This window comes from Streptomyces sp. NPDC059477, assembly GCF_042749375.1.
In the GTDB taxonomy this organism is placed as follows: Bacteria; Actinomycetota; Actinomycetes; order Streptomycetales; family Streptomycetaceae; genus Streptomyces.
The window spans coordinates 1-16637 of record NZ_JBHYUG010000002.1 but is presented as its reverse complement, the minus strand read 5'-3'; the positions used below and the strand labels follow the sequence as shown (position 1 = coordinate 16637).

Annotated in this window: 12 protein-coding genes; 8 read left to right on the top strand and 4 right to left on the bottom strand. The window is 71.6% G+C overall.

Annotated features, from left to right (window positions below; all coding sequences use genetic code 11):
• Nucleotides 1-60 precede the first annotated feature (60 nt).
• A complete protein-coding gene (locus ACFXAZ_RS01230; protein ID WP_384583168.1) occupies nt 61-633 on the bottom strand; it encodes a YceI family protein in 573 nt (190 codons plus the stop codon).
• A gap of 101 nt (nt 634-734) precedes the next feature.
• On the opposite strand from ACFXAZ_RS01230, the gene ACFXAZ_RS01225 reads away from it, so the two are divergent.
• Nucleotides 735-1589: a helix-turn-helix domain-containing protein gene (locus ACFXAZ_RS01225; RefSeq protein WP_384583165.1), complete on the top strand. Its 855-nt coding sequence runs from the start codon at nt 735-737 to the stop codon at nt 1587-1589.
• 142 nt (nt 1590-1731) lie between these two features.
• Here the strand turns inward: ACFXAZ_RS01225 and ACFXAZ_RS01220 are convergent, their stop codons facing one another.
• Together ACFXAZ_RS01220 and ACFXAZ_RS01215 are read right to left on the bottom strand one after the other, a co-directional pair.
• Nucleotides 1732-2643, bottom strand: a complete 912-nt coding sequence (locus ACFXAZ_RS01220; protein WP_384583162.1) for a carbohydrate kinase — start codon at nt 2641-2643, stop codon at nt 1732-1734.
• Between the two features lie 100 nt (nt 2644-2743).
• Nucleotides 2744-3994, bottom strand: a complete 1251-nt coding sequence (locus ACFXAZ_RS01215; protein WP_384583159.1) for a substrate-binding domain-containing protein — start codon at nt 3992-3994, stop codon at nt 2744-2746.
• A gap of 376 nt (nt 3995-4370) precedes the next feature.
• Here ACFXAZ_RS01215 and ACFXAZ_RS01210 point away from each other — a divergent pair, with 376 nt between their 5' ends.
• Entirely contained in the window at nt 4371-4799 is a 429-nt protein-coding gene (locus tag ACFXAZ_RS01210; RefSeq protein WP_384583156.1) for a Rieske (2Fe-2S) protein, read from the top strand.
• Between the two features lie 37 nt (nt 4800-4836).
• On the opposite strand, the gene ACFXAZ_RS01205 is transcribed toward ACFXAZ_RS01210, so the two are convergent.
• Complete coding sequence (locus ACFXAZ_RS01205; protein WP_384583153.1) at nt 4837-5790, bottom strand: hypothetical protein; 954 nt, start codon at nt 5788-5790, stop codon at nt 4837-4839.
• On the opposite strand from ACFXAZ_RS01205, the gene uvrC reads away from it, so the two are divergent.
• From uvrC to gap, 6 genes are all read left to right on the top strand, one after another.
• Entirely contained in the window at nt 5789-8311 is a 2523-nt protein-coding gene (gene uvrC, locus ACFXAZ_RS01200; RefSeq protein ID WP_384583150.1) for an excinuclease ABC subunit UvrC, read from the top strand. The genes ACFXAZ_RS01205 and uvrC overlap by 2 nt on opposite strands.
• Nucleotides 8308-9462, top strand: coding sequence for an RNase adapter RapZ (gene rapZ, locus ACFXAZ_RS01195; RefSeq protein ID WP_384583148.1), 1155 nt, complete (start codon nt 8308-8310; stop codon nt 9460-9462). The genes uvrC and rapZ overlap by 4 nt, the downstream gene beginning before the upstream one ends.
• Nucleotides 9459-10538, top strand: a complete 1080-nt coding sequence (yvcK, locus tag ACFXAZ_RS01190) for a uridine diphosphate-N-acetylglucosamine-binding protein YvcK (protein WP_384583145.1) — start codon at nt 9459-9461, stop codon at nt 10536-10538. Before rapZ ends, yvcK begins: the two co-directional genes overlap by 4 nt.
• On the top strand, nt 10529-11518 hold the full coding sequence (gene whiA / locus ACFXAZ_RS01185) for a DNA-binding protein WhiA (RefSeq protein ID WP_384583142.1): 990 nt from the start codon (nt 10529-10531) through the stop codon (nt 11516-11518). The genes yvcK and whiA overlap by 10 nt, the downstream gene beginning before the upstream one ends.
• Nucleotides 11519-12396: 878 nt before the next feature.
• The gene (locus ACFXAZ_RS01180) at nt 12397-15387 is read left to right on the top strand and encodes a M14 family zinc carboxypeptidase (protein WP_384583139.1); all 2991 of its coding nucleotides are present in this window, start codon (nt 12397-12399) and stop codon (nt 15385-15387) included.
• 194 nt (nt 15388-15581) lie between these two features.
• Nucleotides 15582-16589 carry a type I glyceraldehyde-3-phosphate dehydrogenase gene (gene gap, locus ACFXAZ_RS01175; RefSeq protein WP_384583135.1) on the top strand — a complete coding sequence of 336 codons (1008 nt, stop codon included), beginning with the start codon at nt 15582-15584 and terminating at the stop codon, nt 16587-16589.
• Nucleotides 16590-16637: the final 48 nt, after the last annotated feature.

Below are 16637 nucleotides of genomic sequence, written 5' to 3'. Positions count from 1 at the left end.
GAGGCGCGGGCGGCGTCCGGCGGGAACTCCCCGCGGGGCGCCGCCCGTTGTCACAGCAGTTCAGCCGCCGTGGCCCTGCGGCTCGACGAAGTGCATGTCCAACCGCACCTTGACAACTGCACCGATGACTCCCGGCAGGAAGGTCAGCCCGAAGTCCTTGCGCCGGATCTCTCCCGTCGCCGTGAAAGCGGCCCGCCTCCTGCGATCCGCGGAGGAGTGCGACACCCCGCCGAAGGAAACGGCGAACGACACCGGGCGGGTCACGTCCCCGATGGTCACGTCCCCGGCCATCGTCCAGTCCTCACCAGCGCCGGAGACGGCCGTCGAGCGGAAGGCCATGGTGGGGCGCTTCTCCACATCGAGCAGATCGGCGGAGCGGGTGTGGGTGTCCCGCTTGGCGTTCCCCGTGTGGAACGAGGCCAGGGCGATCTCGGCACCCACCCGGGACTCCTCGGCCGTCTCACCGATCCGCAGCTCGGCCCGCACCTCGGTGAACCGTCCGTGCACCTTGATGATCCCGATCTTGCGGACGGAGAAGGTGACGGCCGAGGCGCCCGGATCGAGCGTCCAGTCCCCGGGCGACAGAGGCAGGGCGGTGGCGGTCAGTGAACCGGAGCGGTCGTCGTCAGTCATGTCCCCCACCCTCGGTCAGGTCGGCGGCCGGAGGGAGACCGCGCCGAGGGTGGTAGTGGCAGGGACACCCTTGACGCCGGACCGCGCTGTACGTTCAAAGGGTGAGCGATACCCCACTGGGAACCTTCCTGCGCACCCGACGTGAGGCCGTCACGCCGGCCCAGGTGGGGCTGCCCACGGGCGCACGCCGACGCACACCGGGACTGCGCCGGGCCGAGCTGGCGACCCTCGCCGACATCAGCGTCGAGTACCTCACCCGGCTCGAACAGGGACGGGACAGCAACCCCTCGTCCCAGGTGCTCGGCGCCCTGGCCGACGCCCTGCTGATGAGCCGTCCCGACCGGGAGCTGCTCTACCGGATGGCCAAGGAGTCCGGCGCCGACAAGATCCATTGCGCGGCCCGGCGGCCACCCGCGCTCACCGTGCGCCCCACGGTGCGGGTGCTTCTCGACCGCCTGGAGCCCACGTCGGCCGTCCTGCTCAACTGGCTGGGCGACATCGTGGCCCACACCGAGGGCTTCGCGCGGCTCGCCGGTCCGCTCGGACTGCTGGAGGGCCGCCCGCCGAATGTGATGCGGTGGGTGTTCACCGACGACCGGGCCCGTGCCGTGTTCCCCGGCTGGGAGCGGTTCGCCGACGAGCAGATCGCCCATCTGCGGTGTGAGGTGCCTCTCCACGACCCCCACCTGAAGTCGCTGGCGGACGAGCTGACGGTCACCGCGGGAGCGGCGTTCACCGAGCGGCTCGCCGCCGTGCCGAAGCTGCCCGTCCGCTCCGGCATCGACCTCGTCGACCACCCCGACGTGGGCCGGCTGCGACTGTCGTTCGAGACCCTCGCCCTGCCGGACGACGGCCAGCGCCTCCTGGTCCACCTCCCGGCCGACGAGGCGACGGCAACGGCCCTCGACCGTCTGAACGGGCGGACGCCGGGGGTGTTGCGGGCGGTTAGTGGGTGAGCGGTGAAGCGCGGGGGACGTGAGCCAGATGCCCGGCTGCCGGTGAGGCTCGGGCAGGGGGCAGGGGGCAGGGGGCAGGGGGCAGGGGGGGGCAAGGGGCAGGACGGGAGTCAGGGCCGAGCCCGATGCCGCTGAGGCGTCTCTAGACCTGCCCCACCTCTGACGCGTGCGGCGGTTCCGCGCCCGCTCGGGAGCAGGTGATCGCCGCTGCGCGGGCGGCGAAGCGGAGGAGGCGGGTCCAGCCGTCACGGCCGAGGGCGGCGAGGGCGGGGGCGGACAGGGCGTCCCGCTGGGCGAGGCCGTGCAGCAGGGCGGCGTTGACGGTGTCGCCGGCGCCGATGGTGTCGACGACCTCGACCTTCTCACCGGGGACGGAATACTCCTCGCCGTCCCGGGTGAAGACGGTCAGTCCGTCGCCGCCCCGGGTGACCACCACGGCCGCCGGTCCTTCGGCCAGCCACTCCTGCGGGGTGCCACCCAGCCAGCGGGCGTCGTCCTCGGAGAGCTTGAGCAGGGTGACGGAGGGCAGCCAGCTCCGGAACCGGGCACGGTAGGCGGCCGGGTCGTCGATGATGATCGTGCGGATGTTCGGGTCCAGGGTCGTGAAGACGCCCTGGGCGGCGGCGGTCCGCAACAGTTCCTCGTAGGCGGTCGCACCCGGTTCGAGGACCAGGGAGCAGGTGCCGAAGGAGAGGGCACGGGTGCCGGTGGGCAGTTCGGCGGGGGCGGTGAAGAACCGGTCGGCGGTGCCCTCGACGTAGAAGACGTAGGCGGCCGATCCGGCGTGGTCGAGGGTGGCGACCGCGAGGGTGGTGGGTTCGGTGCCGCGTTGTACGGCGGAGACGTCCACGCCGGAGTGGCGCAGGCCGTCGAGCAGGGCCTCACCGAAGACGTCCCGCGAGGTGCGGGAGCAGAAGGCGGTGGGGGAGCCGAGGCGGCCGAGGGCCACGGCGGTGTTGTACGGGCCGCCGCCGAGCGCGGGTCGCAGGGTCGCGAGGGCGCCCGTGCCCTGCGGTACCAGGTCGATCAGGGCTTCACCGGTGACGACGATCACGGGGCGGTTCCTCTCTCGTGGCGGGGCGGTGGGGGAGGGGGGAGCGGGGCGGGGGAATGGGGTGGGGCTCAGCGTGGGGTGTGGCCTGGTGGGCGCGCGGTCACCGGGGCCGTTCCTCCGGGCATCCGCACGAGCTGCGGTGGACGAAGGCGCAGGGGAGGCGGACCGTGCGGGCCGGGCGGTCCGGGTCGGCGAGGCGGTCCAGCAGGACCCGTACCGCTTGGGCGCCGATCTCCCGGCTGGGCTGGGCGATGGCGGTGAGCCGGGGGGAGAACAGGTCCGCCCAGGCGAAGTCGTCGAAGCAGCACAGGGCGAGGTCGTCGGGTACGGACAGGCCGCGTGCGCGCAGGGTGCGCAGGGCGCCGATGGTCATGGCGTTGTTGGCGGTGACCAGGGCGGTGGGCGGCGTGGGCAGGGCCAGCAGGGCCGCGGTGGCCAGTTCGGCGGCCTCCGAGGTGGAGTCGCCGTGCGCGAGGAGACGCTCGTCGTGGGGGAGGCCGGCGGCGGTGAGGCCCTGGCGGTAGCCGGTGATGCGTTCGGCGGTGGTGCTCAGGCCGGGCAGGCCCGCGACCAGGGCGATGCGCTGATGGCCGAGGGCGGCGAGGTGGGTGACGAGCCGGGCCGTGGGTGCGGTGTTCTCGGCGCAGACCTGGTCGAAGCGGGGGCCGTCGTCCGGGCGGCCCGCGACGGCGAGCGTGGGCGGCAGCGCGTCGGCCAGGGCCTTCCCGCCCGAGGGGTCGTCGTCCGTGGGCCGGTCCTTCGAGGGCGCGGTGTCCGCGAGGGCGTCGAGTGCGGGGCTGTGGGACGAGGGCCCGTTTCCTGCGGGGGCGCTGCCCACGGGTCCGTCGTCCGGGGTCCCGCTGCCCCCGGGTGCGTCCCCGGCAGCAGCCTCGCCCGTCGTGGGGTCGATGAGTCGGTCCAGGAAGACCGTCGGGACGGCGTGGCGGCGGAGGTAGGTGAGCAGGGCGCGGGGGTCGGACGAGGGGGTGACGATCATGCCGTCGACGCGGCGTTCGTGCAGGAGCTGGACGACCTTGCGCTCATGGTCGGGATCGTCGTGGGGGTCGGCGATGAGCAGGCTGTAGCCGTGTTCCAGGGCGGCGGCCTCGACGCCCTGGAGGATCTCGGTGAAGTACGGGTTGGTGATGGCCGACACCGCGAGCCCGATGGAGCGGGTGCGGGAGGTGACCAGGGAGCGGGCGAGGGTGTTGGGGGTGTAGCCGAGTGCGTCGATGGCGTCCAGGACGGCCTGGCGGGTCCGGGGGAGCACGGGGCGGGTGCTGTTCAGGACGTGCGAGACGGTCGCCACGGAGACACCCGCCCTGCGGGCCACGTCGGCCATCGTCGCCATGGTGCCGCCTCCTTCGCGACGCGCATCGCGCCTCGCGCCTCTCCTTGTGATCCACGGGCCGGGGACCGGGGTTCCGGGGGCCAAGTATCAGACGCCGGGCCCTGAGCCTCGGCTCAACGCCCACGCCCACGTCACGCCCCTCGGTCGGGAACGTATCCCATTCCCGCATGGACGTAAACGCTTGCGCAAACGTTTACGTCCCCGTCGACCACCGTGCGGCTCCCGTCCTGCTCCCGTACCGCTCCCGGTCCGTCCTCCTCCTCACCCCCTCGCCTGGCGTCGACCGTCGCCCCTGGGTCGACCTCCCGGAGCTGCCGTGATGACCGTCGGCTAGGGTCACCAGACACCGCATCGAACGCACGCACGTGGAGTCCTCATGTCCGGCACCAGTCCCTCAGCGAGCCGTCGTACCGTTCTGCGGGGAGCGGCGGTCGTGCCGGTCGCCGCGGGGCTGGGGCTGACGGCGTGTTCGCCGGGGGACTCCGCGCGGCCCGCCACGCCGACCGCGCCGGTGGATGTCGGTGCGGAGGGCGAGGTCGCCAAGGGCGGGGCGGTGCTGTACCAGGATCACAACGTGGTGGTGAGCCGTTCCACGGACGGGGCGGTGACGGCGTACGGGTCCGTGTGCACGCACGCGGGGTGTGCGATCAGTGACCTGGAAGGGACGAAGTTGATCTGCACCTGCCATGGGAGCGAGTTCGACGCGCTGACCGGTGAGGTGCTTCAGGGCCCGGCGACGGTGGCGCTGCCGGAGCTGCCGGTGAAGGCCGAGAACGGCAGGCTGGTCGTCGGGCCGGAGGCTTAGAGGCTGGTCGATCGGTCGGTTCGTCGGGTGGGTGTGGTCACTCCCAGTCCCAGCCGATGCCGATGATTCCTGTCCGTATGCGGGGTTCCACCAGGTGGACCGAGTGGTGGGCGGTCAGGGGGAGGTCCTGACGTCCGATGCGGGGGGCCGCCGCCGAGTGCTGGGTGAAGCGGTGGCAGCGGACGGGGAGGGCGTGTTCGTGGAAGCGGACCTGGAGGGCGTACTGCCCGCCGGCGGGGCCGAAGCCGCGGACGTACTCGCGGGAGGAGCCCGCGGTGCCGTCCTCGACGGTGTAGCGGAAGAGATACGTGTCCCCGGCGCGCAGCCGGGTGTCGAAGTGCAGTTCGGCGACCAGGACGCCGGTGTCGTGGTGGCGGCGGACCCGGCCGGTGCGGCAGTTCTCCAGGGCGTGCACGGCCATGTCGCCGGGGGCGCAGCCGGGGTCGCCGTGGTGGACGGCGACGAAGCGGTCGACGCCGTCGCGGTGGGCGCGCACGATGTGGTGGGACTCGCGGCCGAGGAGTTCGCGGTGCGGGCCGATGTCCACGCGCTCGTGGTGGCCGAGCATGTGCAGTCCGCCGTCGTGTGGGATGTCCAGCTCGGCGAGGAGCCTGTCCAGGACGCCGGAGGCCTCGACGAGGGAGCGGTAGGAGCGGGTGGCGGCTCGTGGGCCGGTGCGTGGGTCGTCGGGGTCGGCGAGGAGCCGTATGAGGGACTCCTCGGGCAGTTGGAGGATCTCCTCCAGCGCCCGGACGGCCCGCAGGGACTCGGGGCGCTGGGGGCGGCGGGCGCCTTGCTGCCAGTAACTGAGGCTCGTGACGCCGACTTTCACGCCGTGGCGGGTGAGATGGTGCTGGACGCGTTGCAGGGGCAGGCCGCGGGCGGCGATCGCGGCTCGCAGTGCGACGTGGAAGGGGCCGCCGCGCAGGGCCGTGTCCAGTTCCGCGGTGGTGAGGTCGTGGTGCTCCACGGGCTGAGTGGCGTGCGGCATGCAGGGGGCCTTTCTGTCACGGTTCACCACGGCTGGTCAGGCCGTCGGCGTTGGTCATGGGGCCACCCCCGTCGGCGCCGGGCCTGTTTCGCTCCGTGCGCCGCCGTTCCCCGCCCCGAGTTCCCCCGCATTGAAGCGTGTTGACCAAGTCCCGACAACACCTGTTGCCCAACAGAGCCGTACTTCCGGACGGCATGTCATACATATGTTCGGCATGATGTGGTGCCGGACGAGGAGACGGGTGCGCGGGAGGGGGAGGGCGGGAGCCGAGTGGTCACACACGGTGACGCGCGAGGTTATCCACAGGCTCCTCGGAGTGTCACTGCCCGCCAGTAGGGTTGGAGACATGGCCGATCCCTCCAGCTACCGCCCCAGGCCGGGTGAGATCCCGGACACCCCGGGGGTGTACAAATTCCGCGACGAGCACCGCCGGGTGATCTACGTCGGGAAGGCGAAGAGTCTGCGCCAGCGCCTGGCGAGCTACTTCCAGGACCTGGCAGGTCTCCACCCGCGCACCCGCACGATGGTCACCACGGCCGCGTCCGTGGAGTGGACGGTGGTGTCCACGGAGGTCGAGGCCCTCCAGCTGGAGTACTCCTGGATCAAGGAGTACGACCCCCGGTTCAACGTCAAGTACCGCGACGACAAGAGCTACCCGTATCTCGCGGTCACGATGAACGAGGAGTATCCGCGCGTCCAGGTGATGCGCGGTCAGAAGCGCAAGGGCGTGCGGTACTTCGGGCCGTACGGGCACGCGTGGGCGATCCGCGACACCGTGGACCTCCTGCTGCGCGTCTTCCCGGTGCGCACCTGCTCCGCCGGGGTCTTCAAGAACGCCTCCCGCACCGGCCGCCCCTGTCTGCTCGGGTACATCGGCAAGTGCTCCGCGCCCTGCGTCGGCCGGATCACCCCGGAGGACCACCATGAACTCGCGGAAGAGTTCTGCGACTTCATGGCCGGCCGTACGAGCGCCTATCTGCGCCGGCTGGAGAAGCAGATGGCGGAGGCGGCCGAGGAGATGGAGTACGAGCGCGCCGCCCGCCTGCGCGACGACATCGAGGCCCTGAAGAAGGCCATGGAGAAGAACGCGGTCGTGCTCGCCGACGCGACCGACGCCGATCTGATCGCGGTCGCCGAGGACGAGCTGGAAGCGGCCGTGCAGATCTTCCACGTCCGCGGCGGGCGGGTGCGCGGCCAGCGCGGCTGGGTGACGGACAAGGTGGAGGACGTCACCACCGGCGCCCTGGTGGAGCACGCCCTCCAGCAGCTCTACGGCGAGGAGAGCGGGGACGCCGTGCCCAAGGAGGTCCTGGTCCCGGCCCTGCCCGACCCGGTGGAGCCGCTCCAGCAGTGGCTCGCCGACCGGCGCGGCTCCGGTGTCTCCCTGCGCATCCCGCAGCGCGGCGACAAGAAGGCGCTGATGGAGACCGTCCAGCGCAACGCCCAGCAGTCGCTCGTGCTGCACAAGACCAAGCGCGCCTCCGACCTCACCACCCGTTCCCGCGCGCTGGAGGAGATCGCCGAGGCGCTCGACCTGGACAGCGCCCCGCTGCGCATCGAGTGCTACGACATCTCGCATCTCCAGGGCGACGACGTGGTGGCGTCCATGGTGGTCTTCGAGGACGGACTCCAGCGCAAGGGCGAGTACCGCCGCTTCCAGATCAAGGGCTTCGAGGGGCAGGACGACGTCCGGTCCATGCACGAGGTGATCACCCGCCGCTTCAGGCGCTACCTCGCCGAGCAGGAGCGCACCGGCGCATGGGTGGCGGACGCGCATGTCGACGGCGTCGGCGCCGACGGCCGCATCGAGGACCCCGGCGGGGGTGAGGGTCCCGGCGCGGCTGAGGGTCCTGGTTCAGGCGCCGACACGTTCCTGGACGGCAAGGGCAACGCCGTCCCCGACACCGGCCCCAAGGACGACGACGGCCGCCCCCGGAAGTTCGCCTACCCGCCCCAGCTGGTGGTCGTCGACGGCGGCCGGCCGCAGGTGCTCGCAGCCCGGCGCGCGCTGGACGAACTGGGTATCGACGACATCGCCGTGTGCGGTCTCGCCAAGCGCCTGGAGGAGGTCTGGCTGCCGGACGACGAGGACCCGGTGGTCCTGCCCCGCACCAGCGAGGGCCTGTATCTGCTCCAGCGCGTCCGCGACGAGGCGCACCGCTTCGCGATCACCTACCAGCGCGCCAAGCGGGCCAAACGGTTCCGGGCCGGTCCGCTGGACGAGGTGCCCGGCCTCGGCGAGACCCGCAAGCAGGCGCTGATCAAGCACTTCGGTTCGGTGAAGAAGCTGAGATCCGCGACAATCGACCAGATCTGCGAGGTACCGGGCATAGGTCGTAAGACGGCAGAGACCGTCGCCGCCACCCTGGCCCGCGCGGCCCCGGCCGCACCCGCCGTGAACACGGCGACCGGGGAGATCATGGAAGACATGGAGGACGAGGCACCCGAGACGACGGCGGGGGCCTCAGGGGAGCCCGTGACAGCGAGCGCCCCGGACGAGAGACGGGGGCAGGAGAGATGAGCGAGCAGGACAAGCAGCACACAGCCGGGCAACAGCCCGTGCCCGGGAACCGGAGCGACGACGCGTCCCGGGGCGACACAGCCGGTGACGACGCCGCCAGTGACGGCACGACCCGGGGCGCCGCTCCGCGGGACGACACGACGCGCGGCGACACGCGGCGTGCCGGAACACAGCAGACCGGCCCGCGAGCGGCCGACGCACAGCAGACCGGCCCGCAGCAGGCCGGCGCGGGTGAGGGTGATGGAGAACAGGTGAGTACGGACGCGGCGGCCCCGGGGATCCCCGACACCGCCATCCCCGAGCTGGTGATCATCTCCGGCATGTCCGGAGCCGGCCGGTCGACGGCCGCGAAGTGTCTGGAGGACCTCGGCTGGTTCGTGGTCGACAACCTCCCGCCCGCGCTGATCCCCACCATGGTGGAGCTGGGCGCCCGCTCCCAGGGCAATGTGGCCCGGATCGCGGTCGTGGTCGATGTGCGCGGACGGCGGTTCTTCGACAATCTCCGCGACTCGCTCGCCGACCTGGAGTCGAAGAACGTCACCCGGCGGATCGTCTTCCTGGAGTCCTCGGACGACGCCCTGGTGCGCCGCTTCGAGTCCGTGCGCCGCCCGCACCCGCTCCAGGGCGACGGCCGGATCGTCGACGGCATCGCCGCCGAGCGCGAACTGCTGCGCGAGCTGCGCGGCGACGCCGATCTGGTGATCGACACCTCCAGCCTCAACGTGCACGAGCTGCGCGCCAAGATGGACGCCCAGTTCGCGGGCGAGGAGGAGCCGGAGCTGCGGGCGACGGTGATGTCGTTCGGCTTCAAGTACGGACTGCCGGTCGACGCCGATCTGGTGGCGGACATGCGGTTCCTGCCCAACCCGCACTGGGTGCCCGAGCTACGGCCGTTCAACGGGCTGAACGAGGAGGTCGCCGCGTATGTCTTCAACCAGCCCGGCGCCAAGGAGTTCCTCGACCGCTACGCCGAGCTGCTCCGGCTGATCGCGGCCGGGTACCGGCGCGAGGGCAAACGGTATGTGACCATCGCCATCGGCTGTACGGGTGGCAAGCACCGCTCGGTGGCCATGTCGGAGAAGCTCGCCGCGCGCCTCGTCGCCGAGGGCGTGGAGACGGTGGTCGTGCACCGGGACATGGGACGCGAATGACCGACCGTACTCCGCGGCTGGCCAGGCTGCGCCGGAGGACCCTCGACGGCCGCGCCACCCCCGAGGGCCGGACGGCCCCCGCGGGACGCGTCGGCCGGGGTCGCCGGCGCGGCACCCAGCCGAAGGTCGTCGCCCTCGGCGGTGGCATGGGCCTGTCCGCCTCGCTCGCCGCGCTGCGCCGGATCACCGGCGACCTCACCGCCGTCGTCACCGTCGCCGACGACGGCGGCTCCAGCGGGCGGCTGCGCGACGAGATGGGGGTGCTGCCGCCCGGCGACCTGCGCAAGGCGCTGGCCGCGCTGTGCGGGGACGACGACTGGGGCCAGACCTGGGCCCGGGTCATCCAGCACCGCTTCCAGTCCGAGGGCGAGATGCACGGCCACGCGGTCGGCAATCTGCTGATCGTCGCCCTGTGGGAGCAGCTCGGCGACCATGTGCAGGCGCTCGACCTGGTGGGCCGGCTGCTCGGCGCGCACGGACGGGTGCTGCCCATGTCGGCGGTGCCGCTGGAGCTGCAAGCGCTGGTCAGGGGCCATGACCCGGCCCGCGCCGACGAGGTGGACACCGTACGCGGCCAGGCCACCGTGGCGCTCACCCCGGGCGAGGTGCAGTCCGTGCACCTGGTGCCGAACGATCCACCGGCCGTCCCCGAGGCCGTGGCCGCCGTCCTGGACGCGGACTGGGTGGTGCTCGGTCCGGGCTCCTGGTTCTCCTCGGTCATCCCGCATCTGCTGGTCCCCGAGCTGCTGGACGCGCTGACCGAGACCAAGGCCCGCCGGGTGCTCTCGCTGAACCTCGCGCCGCAGCCCGGAGAAACCGACGGCTTCTCCCCGCAGCGTCATTTGGAGGTTTTGGGACGACACGCCCCTAAACTCGCTCTGGACGTGGTGCTGGCCGACGAAGCCGCCGTGCCCGACCGCGACTCGCTGACCGATGCCGCCAAGCGCTTCGGAGCCGCGGTGGAGCTGGCGACGGTGGCCCGCACGGACGGGACTCCGCGGCACGACCCGGAGCTGCTGGCCGCCGCGTACGACCGTATTTTTCGGATGCATGGAAGGATCGGCCCATGGCGATGACGGCAGCGGTGAAGGATGAGATTTCCCGGCTACCCGTCACCCGGACCTGTTGCAGGAAGGCGGAGGTCTCCGCCATTTTGCGGTTCGCCGGCGGCCTCCACCTGGTCAGCGGGCGCATTGTGATCGAGGCGGAGCTGGACACAGCGATGGCGGCCCGCCGCCTCAAGCGGGACATTCTTGAGATCTTCGGGCACAGCTCCGAGCTGATCGTGATGGCTCCGGGCGGTCTGCGCCGGGGTTCGCGGTACGTCGTGCGGGTGGTCGCCGGCGGGGATCAGCTGGCCCGGCAGACAGGTCTGGTCGACGGCCGGGGCCGCCCGATCCGCGGGCTTCCCCCGCAGGTGGTCTCGGGGGCCACCTGTGACGCGGAGGCGGCCTGGCGCGGGGCGTTCCTGGCACACGGCTCGCTCACCGAGCCCGGCCGGTCCTCCTCCCTGGAGGTGACCTGCCCCGGCCCCGAGGCCGCGCTCGCCCTGGTCGGCGCCGCGCGCCGGCTGTCGATCGCCGCGAAGGCCCGTGAGGTGCGGGGAGTGGACCGGGTGGTGGTCCGCGACGGCGACGCTATCGGCGCCCTGCTCACCCGGCTCGGCGCGCACGAGTCGGTGCTGGCCTGGGAGGAGCGCCGGATGCGCCGCGAGGTCCGGGCCACGGCCAACCGGCTGGCCAACTTCGACGACGCCAACCTGCGCCGCTCCGCCCGCGCGGCCGTCGCCGCCGGTGCGCGGGTCGCCCGTGCGCTGGAGATCCTCGCTGACGAGGTCCCCGAGCACCTGGCCGCCGCCGGACGTCTGCGCATGGACCACAAGCAGGCCTCGCTGGAGGAGCTGGGCGCGCTCGCCGACCCGCCGCTGACCAAGGACGCCGTGGCCGGCCGGATCCGCCGGCTGCTCGCCATGGCCGACAAGCGCGCCTCCGACCTGGGCATCCCGGGCACCGAGGCCAACCTCTCGGAGGACCTGGTCGACAACGTCGCCGGGTGACGGCCCCGCCGGGGCACGCAGGGGTGCCCCGCGCGCCCCTGCCGACGGCGCGGGCGCGGCGCGGCGCGGGCGCACTGCGATGGCCGCGCGGGACACCAGGAGGCGCAGTCCCTGGAGGACGCGACCCCGAGGGCGTGACCCCCGTGGACGTAGCCCCGGAGGGCGTGACCCCCGAGAACGTAGCCCCGGAGGACGTAGCCCCCGTGGACGTAGCCCCGGAGGGTGAAGCTTCAGCCGGCCCGCACCGGGGCGAGCGCCCCCACCCGATGAGCCGAACCGGCCTGATGCGCCCGACCGGCTTCCCCGGTCACCGCCCCACCCCGCCGAAGACGCCGGCTCCGGCCGACCGACCCCCACACCGGCACCTGGAGCGGCGCACGAAGAGAGCCCGGGCCGTTCGGCGGCCGTACGCGGGAAGCCGGGCTTCCCGCTCGTGGGGCCGTGAAAGTCGCGCCGCATGGCGGAAAACCGGCCCCATCCGAGGGACTTTGGAATTCGGACGTTTGACGGAATCGAACCCGTTCGGGGGTCGTGAAGGTCGAGTTCGGGTCGGGCTGGGCCGGTCCGCGTGGGGCCGCAAACCGTACGGACGCTGTCTCCCGGCACGAACACGGGCACCGTACGCGGCGGCTGTTGTCCCGAGGGGGCGTCCTCGGGGGCACCCCGGGGGAGGCCCCAGCCACCCCCACCGTCCCGCCACCACCCCCTCACCCCCCCTTCACCCCCCCCGCTTCCCCCCCCTTCACCCCCCGCTTCACCCACCCCCCTCACCACCCCCCCGCGTGTCGAAGACCCAATCCGCACCCTTGACTGGATCATGAGGTGACATGAGCCTGGCAAGCATTCGCCGTGGTGGCGAACACCTGCAAGGGGGGTTCATGAGACACAGAGCGAGATCGATCCTCGCTGTCGGCGCGCTCCTGACCAGCGGAGCGCTCATCGCACCCATCGCCCAGGCACTGCCCGGCAGCCCGGCGGCTGCCACCGCGACCTCGTCCGACGCGGACTCCGACAAGGACTCCGACGCGGACGAGGTCAAGGTTTTCAAGGCCGAGGTCACCAAGGAGCAGATCCCGCTGCTGCTGGCCGCCGGCCAGGACGGTCACGAGCTGAACGAGCGGGCGCCCGAGAACGGCACCGCGACCGTCGAGGTCTTCCTCACCGACAGGGAGGCCGACAAGCTGGAGCAGCAGGGCGTCGATCTCACCGAGCACCAGATCTCCGCGAAGGCGGAGGCACGCGTCGAGGCCGCCTCCGACGGCGTGTTCCGGCCGTACAGCGGCAGCGGCGGGCTCCAGGAGGAGATTCTCGCCACCGCCCAGGAGAATCCGGGGCTCACCAAGGTCGTCTCCATCGGGAAGTCGGCGGGCGGCCAGGACATCCTCGCGCTGAAGCTCACCAAGAACGCCAAGAAGAGCAAGGACGGCTCCAAGCCCTCCGTGCTGTACATGTCCAACCAGCACGCCCGTGAGTGGATCACCCCGGAGATGACCCGGCGCCTGCTCCACCACTATCTGGACAACTACAGCAAGGACCAGCGGATCAAGAACATCGTCGACTCCACCGAACTGTGGTTCGTGCTCTCGGCCAACCCCGACGGCTACGACTACACCTTCGAGAGCGACGACACCCGCCTGTGGCGCAAGAACCTGCGGGACAACAACGCCGACGGTGTCATCTCCACCGGCGACGGTGTCGACCTCAACCGCAACTTCTCGTACAAGTGGGGCTACGACAACGAGGGCTCCTCCCCGAACCCCACCAGCGAGACCTACCGCGGCACGGGCCCGAACTCCGAGCCCGAGACCAAGGCCATCGACGCCTTCCAGCGCCGGATCGGATTCGACCTCGGCATCAACTACCACTCCGCCGCCGAACTGCTCCTGTACGGCGTGGGCTGGCAGGTCGCCACCTCCACCCCGGACGACGTGCTCTACGAGGCGCTCGCCGGCACCCCCGAGAACTCCGCGATCCCCGGCTACCACCCGCAGGTCTCCTCCGAGCTGTACACCACCAACGGTGAGGCCGACGGCCACGCGGCCAACGTCAACGGCACAGCGATGTTCACCCCGGAGATGTCCACCTGCCAGACCGTCTCCGCCAAGTACCCGGACGACGCCTGGAACGCGGCCGACTGCCGCTCCGGCTTCAACTTCCCGGACGACGAGAAGCTGATCCAGGAGGAGTTCGTCACCAACATCCCCTTCGCGCTCTCCGTCGCCGAGTCCGCCGCGACCCCCGACCGCCCCAAGTCCTCGGTCGGCATCGAGGCCGCCGACTTCACCCCGGCGGCGCTCACCACCTCGTACTCGCGCGGCGCCGACCAGGAGATCTCCGTCGTCGCCCGCAAGTCGCTGCGGGACAAGGAACTGAACTACCGGGTCAACGGCGGCCGGGTCCACGACCAGACACTGCGCGCCTGGAAGGGCGGCGAGGTCTACGGCGGCGACGACAACCTCCACTTCGACGAGTACCGGGCGCAGGTCCAGGACGGCGAGCCCGGTGACAAGGTCGAGGTCTGGTTCACCGGCGAGACCAAGGCCGGCAAGAAGGTCACCAGCCAGCGCTTCACCTACACCATCGCCGAACGGCCCCGCGCCGACACCCTCGTCGTCGCCGAGGAGGGCGCGACGGCCACCCAGGCGCAGACCTACGTCGACGCGCTCAAGGCCAACGGCCGCAAGGCGATCGTCTGGGACGTCGCCAAGCAGGGTGCCCCCGACGCGCTCGGCGTGCTCAGCCACTTCGACACCGTCGTCCACTACACGGGCAGCGCGATCCCCGGCAACCCCACCCAGCTCCAGCTGCGCGCGTACCTCAACGAGGGCGGCCGGCTGATCGAGGCGGGCGAACGGGCCGGCGGCAGTGTCGACCTCGGCGGCGGCAACCCGTCCAACGACTTCAGCCAGTACTACCTCGGCGCGTACTCCCGTACGTCCCTGCCCGGCGCCACCGCCTTCCAGGGCGGCGGCGAGCTGGCGGGCGTCTCCGCGCCGCTCGGCGCCGCGCCCGGCAACCCGCTGGACGCCGCCGGCTCCTACAGCGTCACCTCCGACACCCTGCCCCCGGGCACCTTCCCGCAGTTCGGCAGCGCGGGCGGCGGACAGTACCCGGGCACGGTCAATCCGTACGGTCCCTACGCGGGCGTGTCCATGGCCGCCGTCACGCACTCCGACTACGCCTGGAACCGGCTCACCCGGACCATCGACCTCACCTCGGTGACCGCCGCCGAGCGGCCCACCCTGCGCACCCAGCTGCTGTGGGACACCGAGGAGGGCTACGACCACGCCCTGCTGGAGGCCCGTACCGCGGGCGGCGACGACTGGACCACGCTGCCCGACCAGGGCGGCGCCACCAGCACCACCGTGCCCGTCGAGTGCGAGGCCGGCTACTTCATCCAGGCCCACCCCGCCCTCACCCGCTATCTCAGCCGGGACGCGGGCGGCTGCACGCCGACCGGCACCAGCGGCTCCTGGAACAGCCTGACCGGTCAGTCGGCCGGCTGGCAGCAGGTCGAGTTCGACCTGTCCGCCTACGCCGGGAAGACGGTCGAACTGTCCTTCAGCTATGTCACCGACCCCGGCAGCGGCGGTCGCGGCGTCCTCGCCGACGAGACGAGCCTCGTCATCGGCGGCACCGCGCAGACGGAGGGCTTCGAGACCTCCCTCGGCGCCTGGACCGTACCGGGACCGCCCGCGGGCAGCCCCGCCGTGGTCCGGGACTGGGCCCGCACCGGTGAGCTGTTCCGCACGTACGGCGCCGTCACCACCGACGACACCGTGCTGCTCGGCTTCGGCCTGGAGCACCTCACCTCGGCGGCCGACCGCGCGGCACTGATCCGCAGCGCGCTCGCCTCCCTCGACAGCTAGCCGAACACCCGGGCCGCAGGCCCGGAGGCAGGGCGGTCCGTACCTCTACCGACGGGTACGGGCCGCCCTGCCGTGCATGCGCTGTCTCGATGTCACCACGGGGACGTCGGGGGGGTAGGGTCGTGGGTGGTCGGGGACATCCCAATACAGCTCGCCGGTATCTAGAACCGGCGTACCAACGAGGAGATCGGTTCGTGACGATCCGCGTAGGCATCAACGGGTTTGGCCGCATCGGTCGCAACTATTTCCGCGCACTGCTTGATCAGGGCGCGGACATCGAGATCGTGGCCGTCAACGACCTGGGTGACACCGCCACCACCGCGCACCTGCTGAAGTACGACACCATCCTGGGCCGCCTCAAGCACGAGGTCTCCCACACCGCCGACACCATCACCGTCGATGGCCGGACGATCAAGGTGCTCTCCGAGCGCAACCCCTCCGACATCCCGTGGGGCGAGCTGGGCGTCGACATCGTCATCGAGTCGACCGGCATCTTCACCAAGAAGGAAGACGCCGAGAAGCACATCGCCGGCGGGGCCAAGAAGGTCATCATCTCCGCCCCGGCGAAGAACGAGGACGTCACCATCGTGATGGGCGTCAACCAGGACCAGTACGACCCGGCGAACCACCACGTCATCTCCAACGCCTCCTGCACCACCAACTGTGTGGCGCCGATGGCGAAGGTCCTGGACGAGAACTTCGGCATCGTCCGCGGTCTGATGACGACCGTCCACGCCTACACCAACGACCAGCGCATCCTGGACTTCCCGCACAAGGACCTGCGCCGCGCCCGCGCCGCCGCGGAGAACATCATCCCGACCACCACGGGTGCCGCGAAGGCCACCGCGCTGGTCCTCCCGCAGCTCAAGGGCAAGCTCGACGGCATGGCCATGCGCGTCCCGGTCCCCACCGGCTCGCTCACCGACCTGGTCGTGGAGCTGGGCCGCGAGGTCACCAAGGACGAGGTCAACGCCGCGTTCAAGAAGGCCGCCGACGGCGAGCTGAAGGGCATCCTCACCTACACCGAGGACGAGATCGTGTCCTCGGACATCGTCAGCGACCCGGCCTCCTGCACCTTCGACTCCTCCCTGACCATGGTCCAGGAGGGCACCTCGGTGAAGGTCCTCGGCTGGTACGACAACGAATGGGGCTACTCCAACCGCCTCGTCGACCTCACGGTCTTCGTCGGCGACCAGCTCTGATCCCCAGGGCGGGCATCTCCGTGTGAGAGCAGGGCTCGGGCGGCGCGC